Below are 21,095 nucleotides of genomic sequence, written 5' to 3'. Positions count from 1 at the left end.
CTGGGAGCACCCCGGCCCCTGCCGGTCTCCCGATATGTGGCGACCCCATTGTCGCCGCCCCAATCCTCACGCATGTGCCCGGGGCCGGGGGCGATCACGTCTCAGATGGCAGCGGACATACTATAAATCAGACGCTTTGGGAAGCCTGATCGCGCCCAAGCGCCTGCCGCAACCGATCAAGATCCACGTCCAGCGCGGCGGGATGCAGATCCAGACGGGTGGCAAGATCCAGCACGCGCCAGCGCCAGTCCAGCCGTTCCAGCGCCATCTGATGATTGCGCTGCGCGACCTCTGGCGTCCAGGCGCTGACAGCTTCGGCGATCTGGTCCAGGTTCTTCTCAGGATCAATCACGCCGGTTTCCAGCGTCGCGCCGGGCCAATCGATCAGCGCCATATCGCCCTCAGGCTGGCGCCCCGCGACCGAGGCACCACAGGCCAGCGCATCGGTCCAGCGGGCCGTGATATAGGCGCGGCCCCGGTGGGTATAGGGCGCAGGCGCGGCCAGGTTGGAATGGGCAATGATGAATTTCGCCCGCGCATACCAGTCGCGCATCAGCTCGCGTTGCTGGGTCTGGACTGAGACCGGAAAGGGCGGGCGGCCGTGAAACCGCAAGCCTCGCGCGGCGCAGGCGGCGGCGATACGCGCATCATCATCCCACTCCGGCGGCTGACGACCGACCCGCAATATATCAAGCGGACGCTCTGCTGCCGCGCTGCCCATATCCAGCACATCCGCACCCCAGCCGAGGCAGATCGCGCGCCCCGGTGCCAGCGCCTCATAATCCGGCAGATCGCCCGCGCGGGTGCAGGCGACCAGATCGAAGCGAGACAGCAGATGCTTTGCCGGGCGCGGGAAGGTTTCCGTCCAGAAGCTGTCAATGATCCAGACCGCCCGGAAGCGCCTTCTGTCACGCCAGAGCGGGTGGGCCAGGGCCCGGATCAGCTCTTGCGGTGAGCGCAACAGAAAGATGTCGCCGCCGCTGCCGCCACGCGGCGGTGCCAGAAGTGTTGCGCCCACACGCTGCAACACGCCTGGCTGGATCTGCGAAAGATCGCAGATCTCTGCCTCCAGCAACCGGGCGGTCATGTCGATCAGATGATTGACCGGCATCCAGCCCGCATCGGCATTCCTGAAGCAAAACAGCCTTGTGGTGTCCGGGCTGGGCTGACGGGTCTGTTCCGCAGTCAAATCAGTAAACTCCGCCCTGGCGCAACGCGATTAAGACGAGACCTGTTCGCGCAGGATTGCGACCGTCATCGAGATCATCAGATAAATCCCCACAAGGATCAGCAGCGTCACCAGCGTATTTTCGAAGACGCGCGGATAGGTCGGCACATCAGGCGGGACCGGCGCGACCGAGGTCGAAAGATAGCGGGTCTGCCTGTTCGCCTCGATGCGCGAGTTTTCTTTGGCCTGCAGGGATTGCGCCAGCATCAGCTGCCGGGTCTCGACATCGGCCTGGGCCACCATCAGCTTGCCCTGGATCTGCGCCAGCGAAGTGCCGCTGGCATCCCCCTCTGTCAGGCGGCTGCGCAAAGCGGCGATCTCGGCCTCAAGGGTTGTGATCCGGCGCTTGACCGGCTCCAGCCGGGCTGCGTTCGGATTGGGATTGGCCTCCATCTGGGCCAGTGCCAGCTTTTCCTGCATCAGCTGGGTGTCAAGCGTGCCAATCTGCGAGGTCAGCAGTGAGACCTCGGTTTCAGAGGACAGAACCTTGAACTGCTCCTGCAAAGAGATCACCCGCTCCTGGGCAGTCACAACTGCGGCCTCGGCCTCGAGATAGCTTTCCTCGGCACCGCGCATCGCGTCCTCACGCAGGCGCTGTGTCAGCTGATCCATCTGCCCCTCGGCGTAAGAGATCAGCTGCTTTGACCATTCGACGGAAATCTCGGGATTGGGGGCGATCACCTCCATGCGGATAAGGCCCTCAGACGGATCATAAGAGATCAGAACATGGGACTTATAAAGCTTATAGGCATCCTCGGATGAGGCATCCGGCGCCAGTCGCAGCAGGGGATCGATCTGATCGCCCTTGAAAAACTCACGGAAGCCGACATCGTTTTCCAGGCGCAGCATGGCCTCACGCGATTGCAGATAGCCCTGGACGGCAATCGAATCCTGCGAGGTCGCCATAGAGGTGCCCTGCAAAAGCCCCCCCATACCGCCAGTGGCCTGCGGGTTTTCGGCCATATGCACCGCAAATTCCGACTTGGTGCCATATTGCCGCGTGGCGACCGAAGAGAAGTACCAGCCGGCAATCACAGTCGGAAGCAGCACGAATATGAACATTCGCGTAAACAGCAACGCCAGCTTACGGCGGCGGCGCTTTGCAATATCCTGCTGCATTCGCAGGATCTCAGCGGCGTGATTTACCTCTGCCCTGGCTTCGGTCGAGGGCACCTGGATGGGTTTCACGGTCTGGGGCAGTTTCACCCCATCGCCCGGCAGCGGGGTAAGGGCACGGCCCGGCTCTGCCGGAGGAGAGCCCGCTCCACCACCCTGCCCCGCCTGCGCGGCAGCGGGTTCTGCGGTGACCATATCCAGCATCGAGGCCCGCTCAAACGGGTTTATCCCGGCCGCCCGCAACAGACGCACCGCATCATAATCTGAGGTTGCCGGAAGATTATGGCTCTGCGCCAGGCGACGGGCCGTGCGCAGCTGACGCCCCGTCAGCCCCTCTTTGCGGATCGCCGCCAGTTCAAGCTGAAGCGGATCCGCGGGATCTGCCGCCGCGGAAGCGCCCTGCTCAGCCTTGTTTTCATCCGGTTTCCCGACGGGCGCAGGATCCGGTTGCGACAGCGGCCCGCCCGCGGTTTCAAATTTCTGATCCCCGAAGCCATCCTCGGGATTGTCGAAGAGCATCTCGTCCTTCGCAGGCACAGGTGCCGCACGCCGGGCCTGACGCCTGGGCGGCGCGGCCGGTGGTGCTTCCGTTTGGCGGATGTTGAACCGTGCGGCCTTAAGCATAGTCATAGAGGCGTTTCGCTTCTTCGAGTGTGTCGAACATATAAAGCTGCCCATTGCGCAGCACCGCCGCCTGGCGGCAGAATTTTTCCAGCGTTTGCGCCGAATGCGAGACGATGACAACCGTCGCATTGCGCAGCCGCTCTCGCAGGATACCGCCTGCTTTGCGGTTGAACTCGACATCCCCGGTCGAGGGCATGCCCTCATCAATCAGATAGATGTCGAACTCCAGCGCCAGCATCAGCGCGAAATTGAAACGAGAGCGCATGCCAGAGGAATAGGTCGCCACCGGCATCCGGAAATAATCGCCCAGATCGCAGACCCAGCGACAGAAGCTTTCAACATAGTCAGGATCAAGGCCATAAAGCCTTGCAATATAACGGCTGTTCTCAAGCGCCGACATCTTGCCGGCGACCCCGCCCATAAAGCCCAGCGGAAATGAGACCCGGCTGGTCTTGGTGATCCGCCCCTCATCGGGCTTTTCAAGTCCTGCCATCATCTGAATCAGCGTGGTCTTGCCGGTGCCATTTGGCGCAAGGATGCCCAAAGAGCGCCCCAGCTCGACCCGAAAAGAAGCACGGTCAAGAATCACCTTGCGACGGGTGCCGGTCCAGAATGACTTTGAAACATTGTCGAATTCGATCATTTCGTCACCTGTGGCAAGCTCGGGGGGCCGCCTTCACCTTCAATCCGTCTGACCCAACACTGCCTGACCCAACATCGGCCTGCGCCAATCCAGCCATGGCAATCCGGCCGTGCCTGCTCAGGACCTGCATCCGGGGCCGCCATCCAGAGCCGCCGTCCAGAATCCAGGTCCAGGATCCTGGTGCAGGGCCCCATTGGCTCTATACTGCGTCTGATATGTTAACGCAGGCTTACGCGTTATATTCCGCGACAATCTGGCCGCATTATGTCGGATTATGGCGCCCACATACAATCAATTGTGAACTTTGCAACTTCAGGTCGCACCTCACCCCTGCGGCGATGGCCGCATCAGAGCGCGAGACAGCAAAATCGCCAGTGGTCCGGCCAACAGGCTGATCGCCATCCCCATCCGGGCCGCTTCGCGCATCGCGCCGCCTGGCAGGCTGGCCTCAATGGCAACTGCGGGCACCGTAAAGCCCAGCGACAGCAGGATAACCGACAGCACCAGATCACGCACCCGCAGCCCGCGTGGCATCCTGGTGCCAAAGACCGCCGCCAGCGCCAGCACCACCACCGCCATACCCAGCGGCCGCCCGATCCACAGCGCCCCCAGCATAACCAGCGTCGTCGGCGCAAAAGCGGCCAGATCCACACCGCCCCGGATCAGCCCGAACAGGAAAAGGATCACCACAACCGGCCAGACCAGCATGCGGATCATACGGTTCAGCGCATCCGGCAGAAAATTCTCGGCCTCGGCAAACAGCCCGAAGCTGCGATCGGAATGGGCAATCGCAGGCAGCAAAGGCAAAAGCCCCAGCGTCGCAGGCAGCCCCGCCGCCGCCACGCCGAACCAGCACAGCGCCCCGCCAATAACATAGGGCCAGAGGGCACCGGCTGCACGCCGCTCGCGCTCGCTGGTATGCTGGGCGGGGCGGCCGAACTGGCGGTGCACGACAACCGCCGCCACAACCGTCAGCCCCAGCCACAGAAGGCGCGGCGACAGCGTCATATTGCTTAGCCCCAGGATCAGCAGCGCCAGGATATCGGTGCCAATCGCCAGCAGCATCACCAGATGCAGGGCCCGCCGCCGCCCGAAAACCATCCGCCCGAACAGACAAACCAACAGCGTATCGCTGCCCAGCGGGGCCTGCCAGCCGCCACCGGGCACAGCCTCTTGCGCTGTCTCAAGCAGGGCCGACAGGATCAGCCAGCCCGCACCGACCCCCACCAGACCGCCCAGCGTCATCCCCAGCGGCAAAATCGCGCGACGCCCGGAAAGCGAGCCACGCTCAAGCGTCAGCGCCTCCCACAGCTCTTTGCCGATGACAAAGAAAAACAGCGCCATCAGGATATCGGTAACAATCATGAACGGCGTCAGACTGACCGAACCCGCCCAGACCCAGCCGGGCAGAATAAGATCGGCAATCCGCCATTCGATGAAATCATAATAGCTTGCCGGATCCAGATTGACCCAAAGCGTGGCAAGCCCGGCCCCGGCCAAAAGCGCCAGCGCGAAAGTGCGGATATGGGGAGAGATTCGATACATTTTCACAGATCTGACAGCAGCAGCATTACCGTCCGATTAATCGCCACTGTCGCCATCGGCAACGCCCTGCCTGGCATGACTTGGCCTCTGTTGCCACTCTGCCAGAGGCAGCCGCCGCGAAACGGGCCTGGCCGTCACAGTGACTTCGGCCATCCGCAGGTTTTTAATTGGCAGCGCAGCACAACCTGCTAGAGTCCTGCCAAAGCAGTCAAAGGGCAGGCAGTCGTCCATGCAAAGACCCGAGGCCGCGACGGGCGCAGCAAATGGTGCCGCCAATGGCACCACATTCAGCCAGCCGATCCGCGCGATTGTAACCATGTTGATCGTCTGCGTGCTTGTGGCAGTGGGCCTTTGGTTCATGCACAAACGCCTCGAAGACATCATGCTGATCAACCCCTGGCTGAACGGGATGATCGCCTTCGTGTTCGGGCTGGGCGTGGTCACCTGTTTCTGGCAACTGTGGATCCTTGCGCAATCGGTCAGCTGGATCGAGCGCTATGTCCGCCAAAGCCGCGATCAAAATCCGGAAATTGACCGGCAATCGCCCCCCGATGAGGCCGAGGCCCCGCTGCTGCTGGCCCCTCTTGCGACGCTTTTGAAATCGCGCAGCGGGCGGGGGCTGGCAATCTCATCGGCCTCGGGGCGCTCGATCCTGGACTCCGTCGCGCAAAGGGTTGATGAGGCCCGCGACATCACCCGCTACCTGATCAACCTGCTGGTTTTCTTAGGTCTTTTGGGCACATTCTGGGGGCTGGCCACCACCGTTCCCGCCGTGGTTGAGACCATCCGCAGCCTGGAACCCGCCGAGGGCGAAAGCGGCCTGGCCGTCTTTGGCAAGCTGATGCAGGGGCTTGAGGGGCAGTTGGGCGGGATGGGCACGGCCTTCTCATCCTCGCTGCTGGGCCTTGGCGGCTCGCTGGTGCTGGGCCTGCTGGAGCTGTTCGCCGGACACGGCCAGAACCGCTTTTACCGCGAGCTTGAGGAATGGCTGTCCTCGATCACCCGCATCGGCCTTGCCGATGGCGAAACTGGCCAGGACCAGTCGCTTCTGCTGCAGGCACTGGATCAGATGACCGGGCAGATGGCCGATCTCAGCGCCCGGCAAAACCGGGAATTTCAGACAGCGCTTGCACAAATGCAGGCGCAAAACACCGAAGCACAGGGCGCACTGGCTGCGCATCTGATCGGCCTGACAACGGCGGTGGACCGTATCGCCACCGGCCTCGATGCGCGGCTCGCCGCAGGTGAACAGGCCAGCCAGCACAGCGCCGCCACCCTCAGCCGCCTGGCCGACAGCCAGGAGCAGCTGCTGGCCTTTCTGGCCAAAGCCCAGAAGCCCGGCCAGCCCGCCGCAGAAGATCCCGAAAGCCGGATGCGGCTGCGCTCGATTGATGTGCAGATGCTGCGGATCCTTGAAGAGATCAGCGCCGGGCGGCAGGAAACCCTGGCCGATCTGCGCCACGACCTTGCGCAGCTGACCCTTGCCGTGCGCCAGCTGACACGCCAGCCATCGGCTGGCACGCCGCCGGGGCGCTGACCCATGGCCCTGTCGCGCAACCGCCGCGATTCAAACCTGATCTGGCCGGGTTTCGTCGATGCTGTCACGACGCTGCTGATGGTTCTGATGTTCGTGCTGACCATTTTCACCGTTATGCAATCGGTGCTGCAGGAACAGATCACCGTGCGCGACGATGAACTTTCTTCGCTAAATCAACAGGTTTCCGCCCTGTCCGAGGCCCTCGGAATGGAACGGCGGCGGGCGGGCGACCTGCAGACCGAGGTTGGCAGCCTGCAGGCCTCGCTTTCGGCGGCAATGGCACGTGGCCAGGAACAGGATGGCGTGATCGCGCAGCTGCGAACCGACATCGCCACACGCAATACCGAACTGACGGCCGCGAATGAGCGGATCACCAGCTTTGAGGCTCAGGTCGCCGCGCTGATCACTGCACGCGACCAGATCGGCACGCAGCTGCGTGATCTGCAAGACAACCAGCGCCAGCTGATCAGCGATGCCGAGGCGCTGCGCCTTGCGCTGGCCTCGGCGCGAACTGAGGTTGATCAGGTGACCGAGGCCGCCCGGCTGGATGCGGCCCGGCGCGAGGCACTTGAGGCGCTGGTCGCAGAGTTACGCGGCAAATCCGAAAGCGCAGAGGCCGAGCTGGCCAGCACCCGCACCGCACTTGACGCAAAAGAGGTGGCGGCACTGGCCGATGCGGCCGCCCTCGCGGCCTTGCGCAAACAGTTGGAAGGGTCGGACAGCGAATTGACCGCGATGGCGCTGGCGCTGGAGGCTGAACGCAAACGCGCCGAAGAGACGCTGACCCTGCTGGCGGCGGCCCGAACTGCTGCGGCGCAAACGGCGGGAACCGCCAGTGCAAAAAACGCAGCCCTGGCTGTCGCCCAAACTGCCCTGCTGGCCGAGCAGGAAAAGGTATTGGCCTCAGCCCGCGAAATGGAGCTTTTGAACCAACAGCTTACCCAGCTGCGCAGCCAGCTGGGCACATTGCAATCGGTGCTTGATGAGGCTGAGACGGCGCGGGCGGCAACGAATGTACAGCTCGACTCGCTCGGGCGTGATCTGAACGCGGCGCTGGCGCAGGTGGCGGCCGAACAACGCGCACGGGCCGCGCTGGAAGAGGCTGAGCGGCTGCGCCTTGAGGCCGAAAACCAGGATCTGGAGCGCTTTCGCTCGGAATTTTTCGGCCAGCTGTCATCGCTTTTGGCCGGGCGCGACGGCGTCCGGGTGGTCGGCGATCGCTTTGTTTTCTCGTCAGAGGTGCTGTTCCGCCCGGGCTCGGCCGATCTCTCCCCCGAAGGCCAGGCCCAGATCGGCGCGGTGACCGTGCTTTTGAACGAAATCCGCCAGCAGATCCCGCCGGGCATCGATTGGATCATTCGGGTCGACGGCCACACCGACAATACGCCGCTGTCAGGGGCCGGGGCCTTCCGCGACAACTGGGAGCTGAGCCAGGCAAGGGCGCTGTCGGTGGTGCGCTATATGCAAAACGATCTGGGCTTTCCGCCGGATCGCCTTGCCGCCACGGGTTTTGGCGAATACCGCCCGGTTGCCCCGGGTGACAGTGAGGCCGCCCGGGCCCAGAACCGCCGGATCGAGCTGAAACTTACCGAACGCTGAGGCCGTTTGGGCAGCAGGCCGCAGACAGGGGTCGTGCCCATTCCAGGATGTGAGCGTAAAAAAGCCCCGCCGAAGCGGGGCTTTGAGGTGTATTTCTGGTTACGCCAGCCTTCATTCGGCCGTCAGAAGCGGCGGCTTCTGGTTTGCGATCTGCGGCTTGCCAGGTTCCTGCACCTGCAGGTCGATGGCACCATCCTTGACCGCGACCTTGACGACGCCGCCCTTGGTCAGACGACCGAAAAGCAACTCTTCGGCGAGAGGCTTCTTGATGTGTTCCTGGATAACGCGGCCCAGCGGACGCGCCCCCATCTTCTCATCATAGCCCCGATCCGCCAGCCAGGCTGCCGCCTCAGAGGTCAGTTCGATATGCACGCCGCGGTCGATCAGCTGTGCCTCCAGCTGGAGGACGAACTTCTCAACCACCTGCAGGATCACCTCTTTCGGCAGCGCCCCGAAGGCCACGACCGCATCAAGACGGTTGCGGAATTCGGGCGTGAAGGTGCGCTCGACCGCCGCCGTATCCTCGCCGGTGCGTTTCTCACGGCCAAAGCCGATTGCGGCCTTTGCCATGTCGGAGGCGCCCGCGTTCGAGGTCATGATCAGGATCACATTGCGGAAATCGACCGCCCGGCCGTTATGGTCGGTAAGCTTCCCGTGGTCCATCACCTGCAAGAGGATGTTGAACACATCCGGATGCGCTTTTTCGATCTCATCAAGCAGCAGCACGCAATGCGGATGCTGGTCGACGCCATCGGTCAGCATGCCGCCCTGGTCGAAACCGACATAACCCGGAGGCGCACCGATCAGACGCGAGACCGCGTGTTTCTCCATATATTCCGACATGTCGAACCGCAGCAGTTCAACACCCAGCGTATTCGCCAGCTGCTTTGCCACCTCGGTTTTGCCCACCCCGGTCGGGCCGGTGAAAAGGTAATTGCCGATCGGCTTTTCAGGTTCGCGCAGGCCAGCCCGGGCCAGTTTGATCGAGGCTGAAAGCGCCTCAATCGCCTTGTCCTGACCAAAGACCAGCCGTTTCAGCGTTTTCTCCAGATCGCGCAGCACTTCGGCATCGTCTTTCGAGACGTTTTTCGCCGGGATGCGGGCGATTTTGGCGACGACCGCCTCAATCTCGCGGGTGCCGATCTGCTTGCGCCGTTTCGATTCCGAGACCAGATGCTGCGCAGCCCCAGCCTCGTCGATCACGTCAATCGCCGAATCGGGCAGCTTGCGGTCGTTGATGTAACGATGCGCCAGCTCGACCGCCGTTTTGATCGCGTCATTGGTATAGCGCAGATCGTGGTGCTCTTCGAAATGCGGCTTCAGACCCATCAGGATCTTGATCGCATCCGGGACCGAAGGCTCATTCACGTCGATCTTCTGGAAGCGCCGGCTCAGCGCCCGGTCTTTCTCAAAATGCTGACGGAACTCTTTGTAGGTCGTCGAGCCCATGGTGCGCAGCTTGCCGCCCTGCAGCGCAGGTTTCAGCAGGTTGGACGCATCCATCGCCCCGCCCGAGGTGGCACCGGCGCCGATCACGGTATGAATCTCATCGATGAAGAGGATCCCGTCGGGATGGTCCTCCATCTCTTTGACGACGGCTTTCAGACGTTCCTCGAAATCACCGCGATAGCGGGTGCCGGCCAGCAGCGCCCCCATATCCAGCGAGAAGATCGTGGCGCCTGACAGCACCTCTGGCACCTCGCCGCGCACGATTTTCCAGGCCAGGCCCTCGGCAATCGCGGTTTTACCCACGCCCGGATCACCCACCAGCAGCGGGTTGTTCTTGCGACGGCGGCAGAGCACCTGAATGGCGCGTTCCACCTCGGCCTCGCGGCCGATCAGCGGGTCGACATCGCCTTTCTTCGCCTTGATGTTCAGATCGACGCAATATTTCGACAGCGCCGATTCCTTGGCCTCACCGGCCTCGGCCTTGGGGGTCTCCTGCGGTTCATCCGCGCCCTGGATCGGGCGGGCCTCGCCGAAGGCGGGGTTCTTGGCCACGCCATGCGCGATGAAGTTCACCGCATCATAACGGGTCATATCCTGTTCCTGCAGGAAATAGGCCGCGTTCGATTCGCGTTCAGCGAAAATCGCCACCAGCACATTGGCCCCGGTGACCTCAGTCCGGCCCGAGGATTGCACATGGATCGCCGCGCGCTGGATCACGCGCTGGAAGGCGGCGGTCGGAACCGCCTCAGAGCCTTCGACCGATGTCACCAGCGTCGAGAGATCCTCATCGACGAAATCGGTCAGCGTCTTGCGCAGCTCATCCAGGTCGACCGAGCAGGCTTTCATCACCCGCGCAGCGTCGGGTTCATCGATCAGGGCCAGCAGAAGATGTTCAAGGGTTGCCAGCTCATGACGGCGGGCATTGGCCAGGGCCAGCGCACCATGAATGGCTTGTTCGAGCGTGGACGAGAATGACGGCACTGCCTGCTCCTGTTCCTCGGGGCCGGGGGGAATTTGCGCTCCCCCGTCGACCATGGCCTCATAAGGTTAAAGTTCGGTTTTATTCGGCGCGTTTCAAGCGCAATCTGTTGCCCACCCGGATTTCTCTGTTTTGATTGCACGAATGTGATGTTTCGCGCGTCTCTCAGATCAGAACCTGTCCTTACGCGCCCGGATCTCGGCAAAAACCGCAACATCAGAGGCGTCTGGCAGGCCGACAGCCCGCTTCATCTGCGGCAGATGGGCCCGCAGGAATGGGTTGGTGGCCAGTTCTTCGGAAAGGGTGGACGGCATGGGCAGGCGGCCTTCGCGGCGCAACCTGGCAAGGGTTTCGACACGAGAGATAAGCGCGGGATTGTCCGGTTCAAGGGTCAGCGCGAAACGAAGATTGCTGTCAAGGTAATCATGGCCCGATCCGATCAGCGTCTCTGGCGGCAGGGCGGCCAGTTTTGACAGGCTGTCCCACATCATCGGGGGCGTGCCCTCAAAGATGCGCCCGCAGCCCGCCGCCATCAGCGTATCGGCGGTGAAAGCATAGCCAGAGGCGGGCAGGTGAAAGGCGATATGTCCCAGCGTATGGCCCGGCACCGCGATCACGATGGCCTCTTCAGGACCAACGGGGATGCGGTCGCCATCTTCCAGCGCCCGGTCAAGCGGCGGCAGGCGGTGGGTATCTTTCGCAGCCCCCAGCACCCGTGCGCCGGTTGCGGCAACGATGCCCGGCACGCCGTCGATATGGTCCCAGTCGTGATGGGTCAGCAGGATCTGCGTCAGGCTCCAGCCCCTGTCGCGCAGCGCCGCCAGCACGGGCCCGGGCTCTGGCGCGTCGATCAGCGTGGTTTCACCGCTGGCCGCATCATGCAGAAGAAAGGCGAAATTGTCCTTCAGGCAGGGGATCGTTACCAGTTCAAGGGCCATGGCTTTTCCTTCACGTGCGGTTAGGATGGAAATCCCGGCGGCGACCGGGCAGACCGACAGAGCATCTGACAGACCATCCCGGCCAGTTCACCAGAGGGAGCCCGCGACCACAATGCACCTCGATGTCCAGGATCTGCGCGATTTCTATTACCGCACCCAGCTGGGGCGGGTGGCGCAGCGTGCGATCCGCGATCAGCTGGTCAGGATGTGGCCTGCAGCAAGCGGGCTGACGGTGGCGGGCTTTGGCTTTGCGGTGCCGCTTTTGCGGCCCTGGCTGGCAGACGCGCGTCGGGTGATCGGGCTGATGCCGGGCCAGCAGGGCGTGATGCCCTGGCCTGCGGGCATGCCCAATGTCTCGGTCCTGTGCGAGGAACATGCCTGGCCGATCTCGACCGGATTTGTCGACCGTCTGGTGCTGATGCATGGGCTGGAGACATCCGACCAGCCGCCTGCGGTGCTGGAAGAGGCGCATCGCGTGCTGGGGCCTGGCGGGCGGGCGGTATTTGTGGTGCCCAATCGCTCTGGCCTCTGGGCGCGCAGGGATGGCACGCCTTTCGGCTATGGCCGCCCCTATTCCGGCACCCAGCTTGAGGCGCAGCTGCGGCTGCATGGTTTCACGCCCGAGCGCAGCGTGACGGTACTGCATGCGCCGCCAAGCCAGGCCCCTTTCTGGCTGCGCACCGCCGACCTGTGGGAGAGGATGGGCCGTCGCCTGCCCTGGCTTTCGGGCGGCGTGCTGATGGTCGAGGCGACGAAACAGGTCTATGCGCCGACGCGCGGCGGGCTGAAGGCGGTGGTGACCCGGCCGCTGAAAGTGCTGGAAGGGGTGCGCGGCACCCCTGCCCCGGAACCCGCCCTGAACCCAAGGCAAAGCCGGGAAAGAGCCGCGCCCCCGGAAGGCAATTTCCCACGCTGAACTGTGGCCTGAGGCAGACCCGGGCGGCCGGATTGCAGCCCGCCTGCCCTGTCGCATGTGATTCTGCCCAAATCCCTGCGAAATGGCTCTGATCTGCGTCATTCCGCCGCACCAAAGCGCTGCAAAAAGTCGCAGCCCGGCCACGGACACCCCTTCGACCCCCGCCGGATGTCACCCAGACGCATTATCCTGCCTGAAACCCTCACGAAACCGCGACTGATAAGGTTGCGGCATTATGCACGCTCTGTTAATGACGCCCGCGACAGCAGGATACAAAGGGCCTCGTTTGTCCATGGCGCACGCACGATGGCGACGCCAGTGGTCAGGTGAAGTGAGGCCATTAGATGGGAAGGACGACCGTGGCGGAATCAGCTTCGATCTCTCAGGGCATTGCGGCGCGATATGCCACCGCGCTTTTCGATCTGGCGAAAGAAGGGGACGCGCTGAAATCGGTTGAGGCCGATGTCACCGCTCTTTCTGACGCCCTGGCTGCCTCGCCGGACCTCGGCGCTGCCATCAATTCACCCGTGGTTTCGCGCGAAGAGCAGGCAGGCGTGATCGCCGCCCTTGCCAAAGCGCTGAAACTGGACAGCCTGACCGCGAATACGCTGGGTCTGCTGGCCGCCAAGCGCCGCCTTTTCGTGCTGCCGCAATTCCTGAACCTGCTGCGCGCACGCATTGCCGAAGAAAAAGGCGAAGTGACCGCCGAGGTGGCTTCCGCCGTTGCGCTGACCCCGATCCAGATCAGCAAGCTGACCGCGACGCTGAAGGCGAAGGTCGGGAAAACCGTGAAACTGAAAACAACCGTCGATGAAAGCCTCATCGGCGGTCTTGTCGTCAAGCTGGGCTCGACCATGATCGACACGTCGGTCAAGGCGAAGCTCGCTTCCTTGCAGAATGCCATGAAAGAGGTTGGGTGATGGGAATTCAGGCTGCTGAGATCTCTGCGATCCTGAAAGAGCAGATCAAGAACTTCGGTAAAGACGCCGAAGTGAGCGAAATCGGCCGCGTGCTGTCCATCGGCGACGGCATTGCCCGCGTCCATGGCCTGGACAATATCCAGGCCGGTGAGATGGTGGAATTCCCCGGCGGCATCCGCGGCATGGCGATGAACCTCGAAGTCGATAACGTCGGTATCGTTATCTTCGGTTCCGACCAGGACGTGAAAGAAGGCGACACCGTCAAGCGCACCAAGTCCATCGTGGACGTGCCTGCTGGCAACGCCCTGCTGGGCCGCGTTGTTGACGGCCTTGGCAACCCGATCGACGGCAAAGGCCCGATCGCGGCAACCGAGCGTCGCGTGGCTGACGTCAAAGCCCCGGGCATCATTCCGCGCAAATCGGTGCATGAGCCGATGGCGACCGGCCTGAAAGCCATCGACGCTATGATCCCGGTTGGCCGTGGCCAGCGCGAGCTGATCATCGGCGACCGTCAGACCGGCAAGACCGCTGTGGCGCTCGACACCATTCTGAACCAGAAGTCGTATAACGACGCTGCTGGCGACGACGAGTCGAAGAAGCTTTACTGCATCTATGTGGCTATCGGTCAAAAGCGTTCGACCGTGGCTCAGCTGGTGAAGAAACTGGAAGAAACCGGCGCGCTGGCCTACACCATCGTTGTGGCTGCAACCGCATCCGACCCGGCCCCGCTGCAATACCTGGCGCCTTACTCGGCGACCGCTATGGCAGAATTCTTCCGCGACAATGGCCGCCATGCCCTGATCATCTATGATGATCTCTCGAAGCAAGCCGTGGCTTACCGTCAGATGTCGCTCCTGCTGCGCCGCCCGCCGGGCCGCGAAGCATACCCGGGCGACGTTTTCTACCTGCACTCCCGCCTGCTGGAGCGTTCGTCGAAACTGAACGAGGACTTCGGTTCGGGCTCGCTGACCGCGCTTCCGGTCATTGAAACCCAGGGCGGCGACGTTTCGGCCTTTATCCCCACGAACGTGATCTCGATCACCGACGGCCAGATCTTCCTGGAAACCGAACTCTTCTACCAGGGCATCCGTCCGGCTGTGAACACCGGTCTGTCGGTTTCGCGTGTGGGTTCGTCCGCTCAGACCAACTCGATGAAAACCGTGGCTGGCCCGGTGAAACTGTCGCTCGCACAATACCGCGAGATGGCGGCTTTCGCACAGTTCGGTTCCGACCTCGACGCTTCGACCCAGGCCCTGCTGAACCGCGGTGCACGCCTGACCGAGCTGATGAAACAGCCGCAATACTCGCCGCTGACCAATGCTGAAATCGTCGCCGTGATCTATGCGGGCACCGCCGGTTTCCTCGACAAGGTCGCTGTGAAAGATGTCGGTCGTTTCGAGGCTGGTCTGCTGGCCTTCCTGCGCGGCCCGAAGAAAGAGATCCTCGACTGGCTGACCACGGCTGACCCGAAGATCAAAGGCGCCGACGAGGCCAAGCTGAAAGAAGCAATCGCCGAATTCGCCAAAGATTTCGCATAAGCGCCCTGAAGGAGAAGGCAAATGCCCAGCCTTAAGGACCTAAAAAACCGGATCAACAGCGTTAAGAACACGCGGAAGATCACCAAGGCGATGCAAATGGTCGCCGCTGCCAAATTGCGCCGTGCGCAAGAGGCAGCGGAGGCTGCCCGCCCCTATGCAGAACGGATGAGCGCGGTCATGACCTCGCTCGCCGGTGGCGTCGCGGGTTCGCCCGATGCGCCGCGCCTGCTTTCGGGCTCCGGCAATGATCAGACCCACCTGCTGGTGGTGATGACAGCCGAGCGCGGGCTTTGCGGTGGCTTCAACTCGTCGATCGCCAAACTGGCGCGGACCAAAGCCCAGGAGCTGACCGCTCAGGGCAAGACGGTGAAGATCCTCACCGTCGGCAAAAAGGGCCGCGAACAGCTGAAGCGCGACTGGGGCCATGCCTTTGTCGGCCATATCGATCTGTCGGACGTCAAACGCATTGGTTACGCCAATGCCGCTGACATCGCCCGCCAGGCGACGGCTTATTTCGACAATGGCGACGCCGATGTGGTGACGATCTTCTTCTCGCGGTTCCAGTCGGTGATCAGCCAGACCCCGACCGCGCAGCAGATCATCCCGGCCCAGTTCGATGAAACGGAAGGCGCAGCCTCTTCGCTTTACGAATATGAGCCCTCGGAAGAGGCGATCCTCGCCGACCTGCTGCCGCGCAACGTCGCGACCCAGATCTTTACCGCACTCCTTGAAAATGGCGCCTCCGAGCAGGGCGCGCGGATGTCCGCTATGGACAACGCGACCCGCAACGCCGGCGACATGATCAACAAGCTGACCATCCAGTTCAACCGGAGCCGTCAGGCAGCGATCACCAAGGAACTCATCGAAATCATCTCGGGCGCCGAGGCGCTCTGACGAACCCGGAGATTTAGACAATGGCAAAAGCACCGAAAGCTGCCGCCACGGGTAAGGTTACCCAGGTTATCGGCGCAGTTGTGGACGTTCAGTTCGAGGGCGAGCTGCCCGCGATTCTGAACGCGATCGAAACCGAAAACAACGGCAAGCCGCTGATCCTCGAAGTGGCCCAGCACCTTGGCGAGAACACCGTTCGCGCCGTGGCTATGGACGCAACCGAAGGTCTGGTTCGCGGCGCGCCCGTGAAAGACCTCGGCGCTCCGATCTCGGTTCCGGTTGGTTCGGCCACCCTCGGCCGCATCCTGAACGTCGTCGGCGAGCCCGTTGACGAAAAAGGCCCGGTCGCAACCGAGACCCGCCGCGCGATCCACGCCCCGGCCCCGGATTTCGCCCAGCAATCGACCGCGACCGAGATCCTCGTGACCGGCATCAAGGTTATCGACCTGCTGGCACCTTACACCAAAGGCGGCAAAATCGGCCTCTTCGGTGGTGCGGGCGTGGGCAAGACCGTTCTCATCATGGAACTGATCAACAACATCGCCAAAGTGCACTCGGGCGTGTCCGTGTTCGCAGGCGTGGGTGAGCGGACCCGTGAAGGCAACGACCTTTACCACGAGATGATCGAATCGGGCGTTATCGTTCCCGACGATCTGGAAAAGTCGAAGATCGCCCTTGTTTACGGCCAGATGAACGAGCCTCCGGGCGCGCGTATGCGGATCGCTCTGTCGGGTCTGACCATCGCAGAACAGTTCCGCGATGAGACCGGCGCAGACGTTCTGTTCTTCGTCGACAACATCTTCCGCTTTACCCAGGCTGGTTCGGAAGTGTCGGCTCTGCTCGGCCGTATCCCGTCCGCTGTGGGCTACCAGCCGACGCTGGCGACCGATATGGGCGCGATGCAGGAACGCATCACCTCGACCAAGAACGGCTCGATCACCTCGGTTCAGGCCGTTTACGTTCCCGCGGACGACCTTACCGACCCGGCACCTGCAACCTCGTTTGCCCACCTTGACGCGACCACGGTTCTTGACCGTTCGATCTCGGAAAAAGGCATCTACCCGGCTGTGGACCCGCTTGGCTCGACCTCGCGTCTGCTGGATCCGCTGGTCATCGGCGAAGAGCACTACAACGTCGCAACCAGCGTTCAGCGCATCCTGCAGAAATACAAGTCGCTGCAGGACATCATCGCCATCCTCGGCATGGACGAACTGTCGGAAGACGACAAACTGACGGTGGCACGCGCCCGTAAGATCGAGCGCTTCCTGTCGCAGCCCTTCGACGTTGCAAAGGTCTTCACCGGCGCAGACGGCAAGCAGGTTCCGCTGGAAGACACCATTGCCTCGTTCAAGGCAGTTGTGGCTGGCGAATACGACCACCTGCCGGAAGCGGCCTTCTACATGGTGGGCGGCATCGAAGAAGTGAAAGCCAAGGCTGCCAAACTCGCTGCGGCAGCGGCGTAAGGGGGCGACATGGCAGGCAATCTGCAATTCGACCTCGTCAGCCCCGAGCGGAAACTGGCATCGGTCTCTGCGACCGAAGTGCAGATCCCCGCAGCCGAGGGTGAGATGACGGCGATGGCGGGGCACAGCCCCACCATCACCACCCTGCGCCCAGGGATCCTGCGCGCCGTGACGGCAGAGGGCGTTAAGTCCTATATCGTCACCGGCGGTTTCGCAGATATCTCTGCTGCGGGTGTGACCGTTCTGGCGGAACGCGCGATCCCGACCGAAGAGGCATCGAACTCGGTCCTCGACGAGCTGGTCGCTGAGGCCCGTTCGCTGGCCGATGCGGCGCTGCCCGAGGACAAGGCGCATGCCGAGAAGATCGTCTCGGATGTGACCGCGCTGCGCGACACGGTGCAAAAACGCTGAGATCAGCTGGCCCGGGCATCGTTCCGAGCCACGGCTGATACCGGATCAAAGGCCTCATCCCCGGATGGGGCCTTTTCTTTTGTCAAATTCCTCGTCCTATAGTGCTGTCCAAAAATTGCGATTTTCTGAAATGAGACGATTGACCTCTCCTATTGGTATGCAGCAGGGCTCAGAGCTTCTGTTTTCGGATTTTGAGAATGACGGCCCGATGTGGGCCGGCGATGGCCCCCGTGAGACCCGCCACCGGATCGAATTCGCCACCCCCTTTCTGGCGCCGCCTGCGGTGATGCTAAGCCTGTCGATGTGGGATATGGACAAGGGCACCAATTCGCGGGTGGATATCTCATCGGATACCGTTACCGGGGCAGGCTTCTGGATCGTGTTCCGCACCTGGGGCGACAGCCGTATTGCAAGGGTCAGAGCAGACTGGACAGCAATCGGCAGCCTGCCAGACGAAGAAACCTGGGATGTTCCATAACGAAGGCTGCGGCACTCTCTTCGCCTGCCCCCCATGTTGCCCCCTGTTGCCCCCTGTTGCGGTATAAAGCCGACAAAACGGGCGAGACCAAGTTTTGCTTAACAAAGCCGGCACATCGCGCTACGCATGGGGGACTATACCAGCGAAGATGTCTGAAACGTTCACAGAGCGCTTTGCATTGGCTGTCTCTGTAGCGTTTCCTCAAAAGAGGTGACGTAAATGATTGAAAGCCTGTTGATTCTGATTCTTGTCGGCGCGATTGCCGGATGGCTCGCAGGGCAGCTGGTGAAAGGTTACGGATTTGGCCTTGGCGGCAATATCGTCGTCGGTATCGTCGGCTCTTTGGTGGCCGGGTTGCTTTTGCCCTATGTGGGTTTCACCGTAGGTGGCAACGCGATCCTTGCGTCGATCATTCACGCAACCATCGGTGCGGTTATCCTGTTGCTTCTGATCCGGGTGATCAAGCGCGCCTGAACGGCGACGCGGGGCCAGAGGCGCTTTGCCAGACCGGAACCACCCGCCAGAATGACAAAACGGGCCCGCAGCACATGCGGGCCCGTTTCCGTTTTCGGCCGCTCAGCGATCCGCTGGTTTCAAAGCAGGCCCATCAGCGCTGCCTGCGGCTTTTCTTATTGCCGCCGCGCTGTCCGGCCCGCCCCGCGGTCGAGCGCCCGGAGGCCTTGGTCGCCTCATCAACCGCCTCTTCGACCGCAGACTGCCGCGCCAGCGGATCATCCGAGACCGTCAGTTCGACCACCTCAAGCCGCTTGACCTCATCGCGCAGCCGGGCCGCCTCTTCGAACTCCAGGTTCTCTGCCGCCTTGCGCATCGCCACCCGCAGGGCATCCAGATGCGCCGCAAGGTTCTGGCCGACCGCCGGGCGATCCACCTTCGCCGTGACCCGCGACTGATCGGTATCACCCTGCCACAGGCCCGCGAGCACATCCTCGACGTTTTTCTTCACCGTCTGCGGGGTGATGCCATGTTCCTGGTTATAGGCGATCTGCTTTTCGCGGCGCCGTTCGGTCTCGGCCATGGCGCGGCTCATCGAGCCGGTGATCTTATCGGCATACATGATCACCCGGCCTTCGGCATTGCGCGCCGCCCGCCCGATGGTCTGGATCAGTGATGTTTCCGAGCGCAGGAAGCCCTCTTTATCGGCGTCCAGAATCGCCACCAGCCCGCATTCGGGGATATCCAGCCCCTCGCGCAGCAGGTTGATGCCGACCAGCACGTCAAAGGCCCCCAGCCGCAGATCGCGCAGGATCTCAATCCGCTCGATCGTGTCGATGTCAGAGTGCATATAGCGGATGCGGATCCCCTGCTCATGCAGATATTCGGTCAGATCCTCGGCCATGCGCTTGGTCAGCGTGGTGACCAGCACCCGCAAGCCCTGCGCCGCGACCCGGCGCACCTCATCCAGCAGGTCATCGACCTGCATCTCGACCGGACGGATCTCGATCACCGGGTCCAGCAGGCCGGTCGGGCGAATCACCTGTTCAGCAAAGACGCCGCCCGCCTGCTCCATCTCCCAGGGGGCGGGCGTGGCCGAGACAAAGACCGTCTGCGGCCGCATCGCATCCCATTCCTCGAATTTCAGCGGGCGGTTGTCCATGCACGACGGCAGCCGGAACCCATGTTCGGCCAGCACCGATTTCCGACGGAAGTCGCCCCGATACATGCCACCGATCTGCGGCACGGAAACATGGGATTCATCTGCGAAAACAATGGCATTGTCGGGGATGAATTCAAACAGCGTCGGCGGTGGCTCGCCGGGCGCGCGCCCGGTCAGATAGCGAGAGTAATTCTCGATCCCGTTGCAGACCCCGGTGGCCTCAAGCATTTCGAGGTCAAAGCGGGTGCGCTGTTCCAGGCGCTGCGCTTCCAGCAGTTTGCCCTCATCATTGAAGCGCTTCAGCTGGTGATGCAGCTCGGTCCTGATGCCCTGGATCGCCTGGGCCATCGTCGGGCGCGGCGTCACATAGTGGCTGTTCGCATAGATGCGGATCTGGGAATAGCTGCCGGTCTTCGCCCCGGTCAGCGGGTCAAATTCAGTAATCGATTCCAGCTCTTCGCCGAAAAAGGAAAAGCGCCAGGCCCGATCCTCAAGGTGGGCGGGCCATAGTTCGACCACATCACCACGCACCCGAAAGCCGCCGCGCTGAAAGCCAACATCCGAGCGCCGGTATTGCTGCGCCACCAGTTCAGCAATGAACTTGCGCTGATCGTAAAGCTGGCCCTGGATCAGATCCTGGGTCATGGCGGAATAGGTCTCGACCGAGCCGATGCCGTAGATACACGACACCGAGGCGACAATGATCACATCGTCACGCTCAAGCAGGGCCCGGGTGGCAGAGTGGCGCATCCGGTCGATGGCCTCGTTGATCTGGCTTTCCTTCTCGATGAATGTGTCTGTGCGCGCGACATAGGCCTCGGGCTGATAGTAATCGTAATAGCTTACGAAATACTCAACGGCGTTATCGGGGAAGAAGCCTTTGAATTCGCCGTATAATTGCGCGGCAAGCGTCTTGTTGGGCGCCAGAATGATCGCCGGGCGCTGCGTCTCTTCGATCACCTTGGCCATGGTGAATGTCTTGCCTGTGCCGGTTGCGCCCAGCAGCACCTGATCATGATCGCCGGCCTCGATGCCGCCTCTCAGCTCTGCAATCGCCGTGGGCTGATCGCCTGCGGGCTGAAAAGGCGTGTTCAGCACAAACCGCCTGCCCCCCTCAAGCTTTTCGCGCTTTGCCGGGGTGATGTAAGAGATGTCAGGCAGCTGATCGGGCGCGTTGTAATGCATTTCTGGCCTCAGAAAGAGCC

At 62.3% G+C, this 21,095-nt stretch carries 17 protein-coding genes; 10 read left to right on the top strand and 7 right to left on the bottom strand.

Annotated elements, in window-relative coordinates:
• Nucleotides 1-127 precede the first annotated feature (127 nt).
• The 4 genes from HOY34_RS04435 to HOY34_RS04420 form a co-directional block, all read right to left on the bottom strand.
• Nucleotides 128-1,189, bottom strand: a complete 1,062-nt coding sequence (locus HOY34_RS04435; protein ID WP_172360230.1) for a hypothetical protein — start codon at nucleotides 1,187-1,189, stop codon at nucleotides 128-130.
• A 30-nt stretch (nucleotides 1,190-1,219) separates the two neighbouring features.
• Nucleotides 1,220-2,974 (bottom strand): KpsE/RkpR family capsule polysaccharide export protein, encoded by a 1,755-nt coding sequence (locus tag HOY34_RS04430; RefSeq protein WP_172360228.1) that lies wholly within the window; start codon nucleotides 2,972-2,974, stop codon nucleotides 1,220-1,222.
• Nucleotides 2,961-3,611: an ABC transporter ATP-binding protein gene (locus HOY34_RS04425; RefSeq protein WP_172360226.1), complete on the bottom strand. Its 651-nt coding sequence runs from the start codon at nucleotides 3,609-3,611 to the stop codon at nucleotides 2,961-2,963. Before HOY34_RS04425 ends, HOY34_RS04430 begins: the two co-directional genes overlap by 14 nt.
• 324 nt (nucleotides 3,612-3,935) lie before the next feature.
• Nucleotides 3,936-5,156, bottom strand: a complete 1,221-nt coding sequence (locus HOY34_RS04420) for a Na+/H+ antiporter NhaA (protein ID WP_172360224.1) — start codon at nucleotides 5,154-5,156, stop codon at nucleotides 3,936-3,938.
• Between the two features lie 229 nt (nucleotides 5,157-5,385).
• Between HOY34_RS04420 and HOY34_RS04415 the strand changes: the two genes are divergently transcribed.
• Together HOY34_RS04415 and HOY34_RS04410 are read left to right on the top strand one after the other, a co-directional pair.
• On the top strand, nucleotides 5,386-6,693 hold the full coding sequence (locus tag HOY34_RS04415; RefSeq protein WP_172360222.1) for a biopolymer transporter ExbB: 1,308 nt from the start codon (nucleotides 5,386-5,388) through the stop codon (nucleotides 6,691-6,693).
• Nucleotides 6,694-6,696: 3 nt separating this feature from the next.
• The gene (locus HOY34_RS04410) at nucleotides 6,697-8,292 is read left to right on the top strand and encodes a peptidoglycan -binding protein (protein ID WP_172360220.1); all 1,596 of its coding nucleotides are present in this window, start codon (nucleotides 6,697-6,699) and stop codon (nucleotides 8,290-8,292) included.
• Nucleotides 8,293-8,403: 111 nt separating this feature from the next.
• Here the strand turns inward: HOY34_RS04410 and clpA are convergent, their stop codons facing one another.
• The gene (gene clpA / locus HOY34_RS04405) at nucleotides 8,404-10,722 is read right to left on the bottom strand and encodes an ATP-dependent Clp protease ATP-binding subunit ClpA (RefSeq protein WP_172360669.1); all 2,319 of its coding nucleotides are present in this window, start codon (nucleotides 10,720-10,722) and stop codon (nucleotides 8,404-8,406) included.
• Between the two features lie 168 nt (nucleotides 10,723-10,890).
• The gene (gene gloB, locus HOY34_RS04400) at nucleotides 10,891-11,658 is read right to left on the bottom strand and encodes a hydroxyacylglutathione hydrolase (RefSeq protein WP_172360218.1); all 768 of its coding nucleotides are present in this window, start codon (nucleotides 11,656-11,658) and stop codon (nucleotides 10,891-10,893) included.
• 112 nt (nucleotides 11,659-11,770) lie between these two features.
• Here gloB and HOY34_RS04395 point away from each other — a divergent pair, with 112 nt between their 5' ends.
• From HOY34_RS04395 to HOY34_RS04360, 8 genes are all read left to right on the top strand, one after another.
• Nucleotides 11,771-12,574: a class I SAM-dependent methyltransferase gene (locus HOY34_RS04395; RefSeq protein ID WP_172360216.1), complete on the top strand. Its 804-nt coding sequence runs from the start codon at nucleotides 11,771-11,773 to the stop codon at nucleotides 12,572-12,574.
• Between the two features lie 359 nt (nucleotides 12,575-12,933).
• Nucleotides 12,934-13,494: a F0F1 ATP synthase subunit delta gene (locus tag HOY34_RS04390; RefSeq protein WP_172360667.1), complete on the top strand. Its 561-nt coding sequence runs from the start codon at nucleotides 12,934-12,936 to the stop codon at nucleotides 13,492-13,494.
• The gene (gene atpA, locus HOY34_RS04385) at nucleotides 13,494-15,032 is read left to right on the top strand and encodes a F0F1 ATP synthase subunit alpha (protein ID WP_172360214.1); all 1,539 of its coding nucleotides are present in this window, start codon (nucleotides 13,494-13,496) and stop codon (nucleotides 15,030-15,032) included. The genes HOY34_RS04390 and atpA overlap by 1 nt, the downstream gene beginning before the upstream one ends.
• Nucleotides 15,033-15,053: 21 nt before the next feature.
• Nucleotides 15,054-15,926 carry a F0F1 ATP synthase subunit gamma gene (locus HOY34_RS04380; RefSeq protein WP_172360212.1) on the top strand — a complete coding sequence of 291 codons (873 nt, stop codon included), beginning with the start codon at nucleotides 15,054-15,056 and terminating at the stop codon, nucleotides 15,924-15,926.
• 20 nt (nucleotides 15,927-15,946) lie between these two features.
• Entirely contained in the window at nucleotides 15,947-17,386 is a 1,440-nt protein-coding gene (gene atpD / locus HOY34_RS04375; protein WP_172360210.1) for a F0F1 ATP synthase subunit beta, read from the top strand.
• Nucleotides 17,387-17,395: 9 nt separating this feature from the next.
• Nucleotides 17,396-17,797, top strand: coding sequence for a F0F1 ATP synthase subunit epsilon (locus HOY34_RS04370; protein ID WP_172360208.1), 402 nt, complete (start codon nucleotides 17,396-17,398; stop codon nucleotides 17,795-17,797).
• A 130-nt stretch (nucleotides 17,798-17,927) separates the two neighbouring features.
• Nucleotides 17,928-18,275: an H-type lectin domain-containing protein gene (locus HOY34_RS04365; RefSeq protein ID WP_172360206.1), complete on the top strand. Its 348-nt coding sequence runs from the start codon at nucleotides 17,928-17,930 to the stop codon at nucleotides 18,273-18,275.
• Nucleotides 18,276-18,494: 219 nt separating this feature from the next.
• The gene (locus tag HOY34_RS04360; RefSeq protein ID WP_172360204.1) at nucleotides 18,495-18,749 is read left to right on the top strand and encodes a GlsB/YeaQ/YmgE family stress response membrane protein; all 255 of its coding nucleotides are present in this window, start codon (nucleotides 18,495-18,497) and stop codon (nucleotides 18,747-18,749) included.
• A gap of 133 nt (nucleotides 18,750-18,882) precedes the next feature.
• Here HOY34_RS04360 and uvrB read toward each other — a convergent pair whose 3' ends face one another.
• Complete coding sequence (uvrB, locus tag HOY34_RS04355; RefSeq protein WP_172360202.1) at nucleotides 18,883-21,075, bottom strand: excinuclease ABC subunit UvrB; 2,193 nt, start codon at nucleotides 21,073-21,075, stop codon at nucleotides 18,883-18,885.
• Nucleotides 21,076-21,095: the final 20 nt, after the last annotated feature.

The organism is Pseudogemmobacter hezensis (genome assembly GCF_013155295.1).
GTDB lineage: Bacteria > Pseudomonadota > Alphaproteobacteria > Rhodobacterales > Rhodobacteraceae > Pseudogemmobacter > Pseudogemmobacter hezensis.
This window is presented reverse-complemented; position numbering and strand designations above follow the sequence as displayed.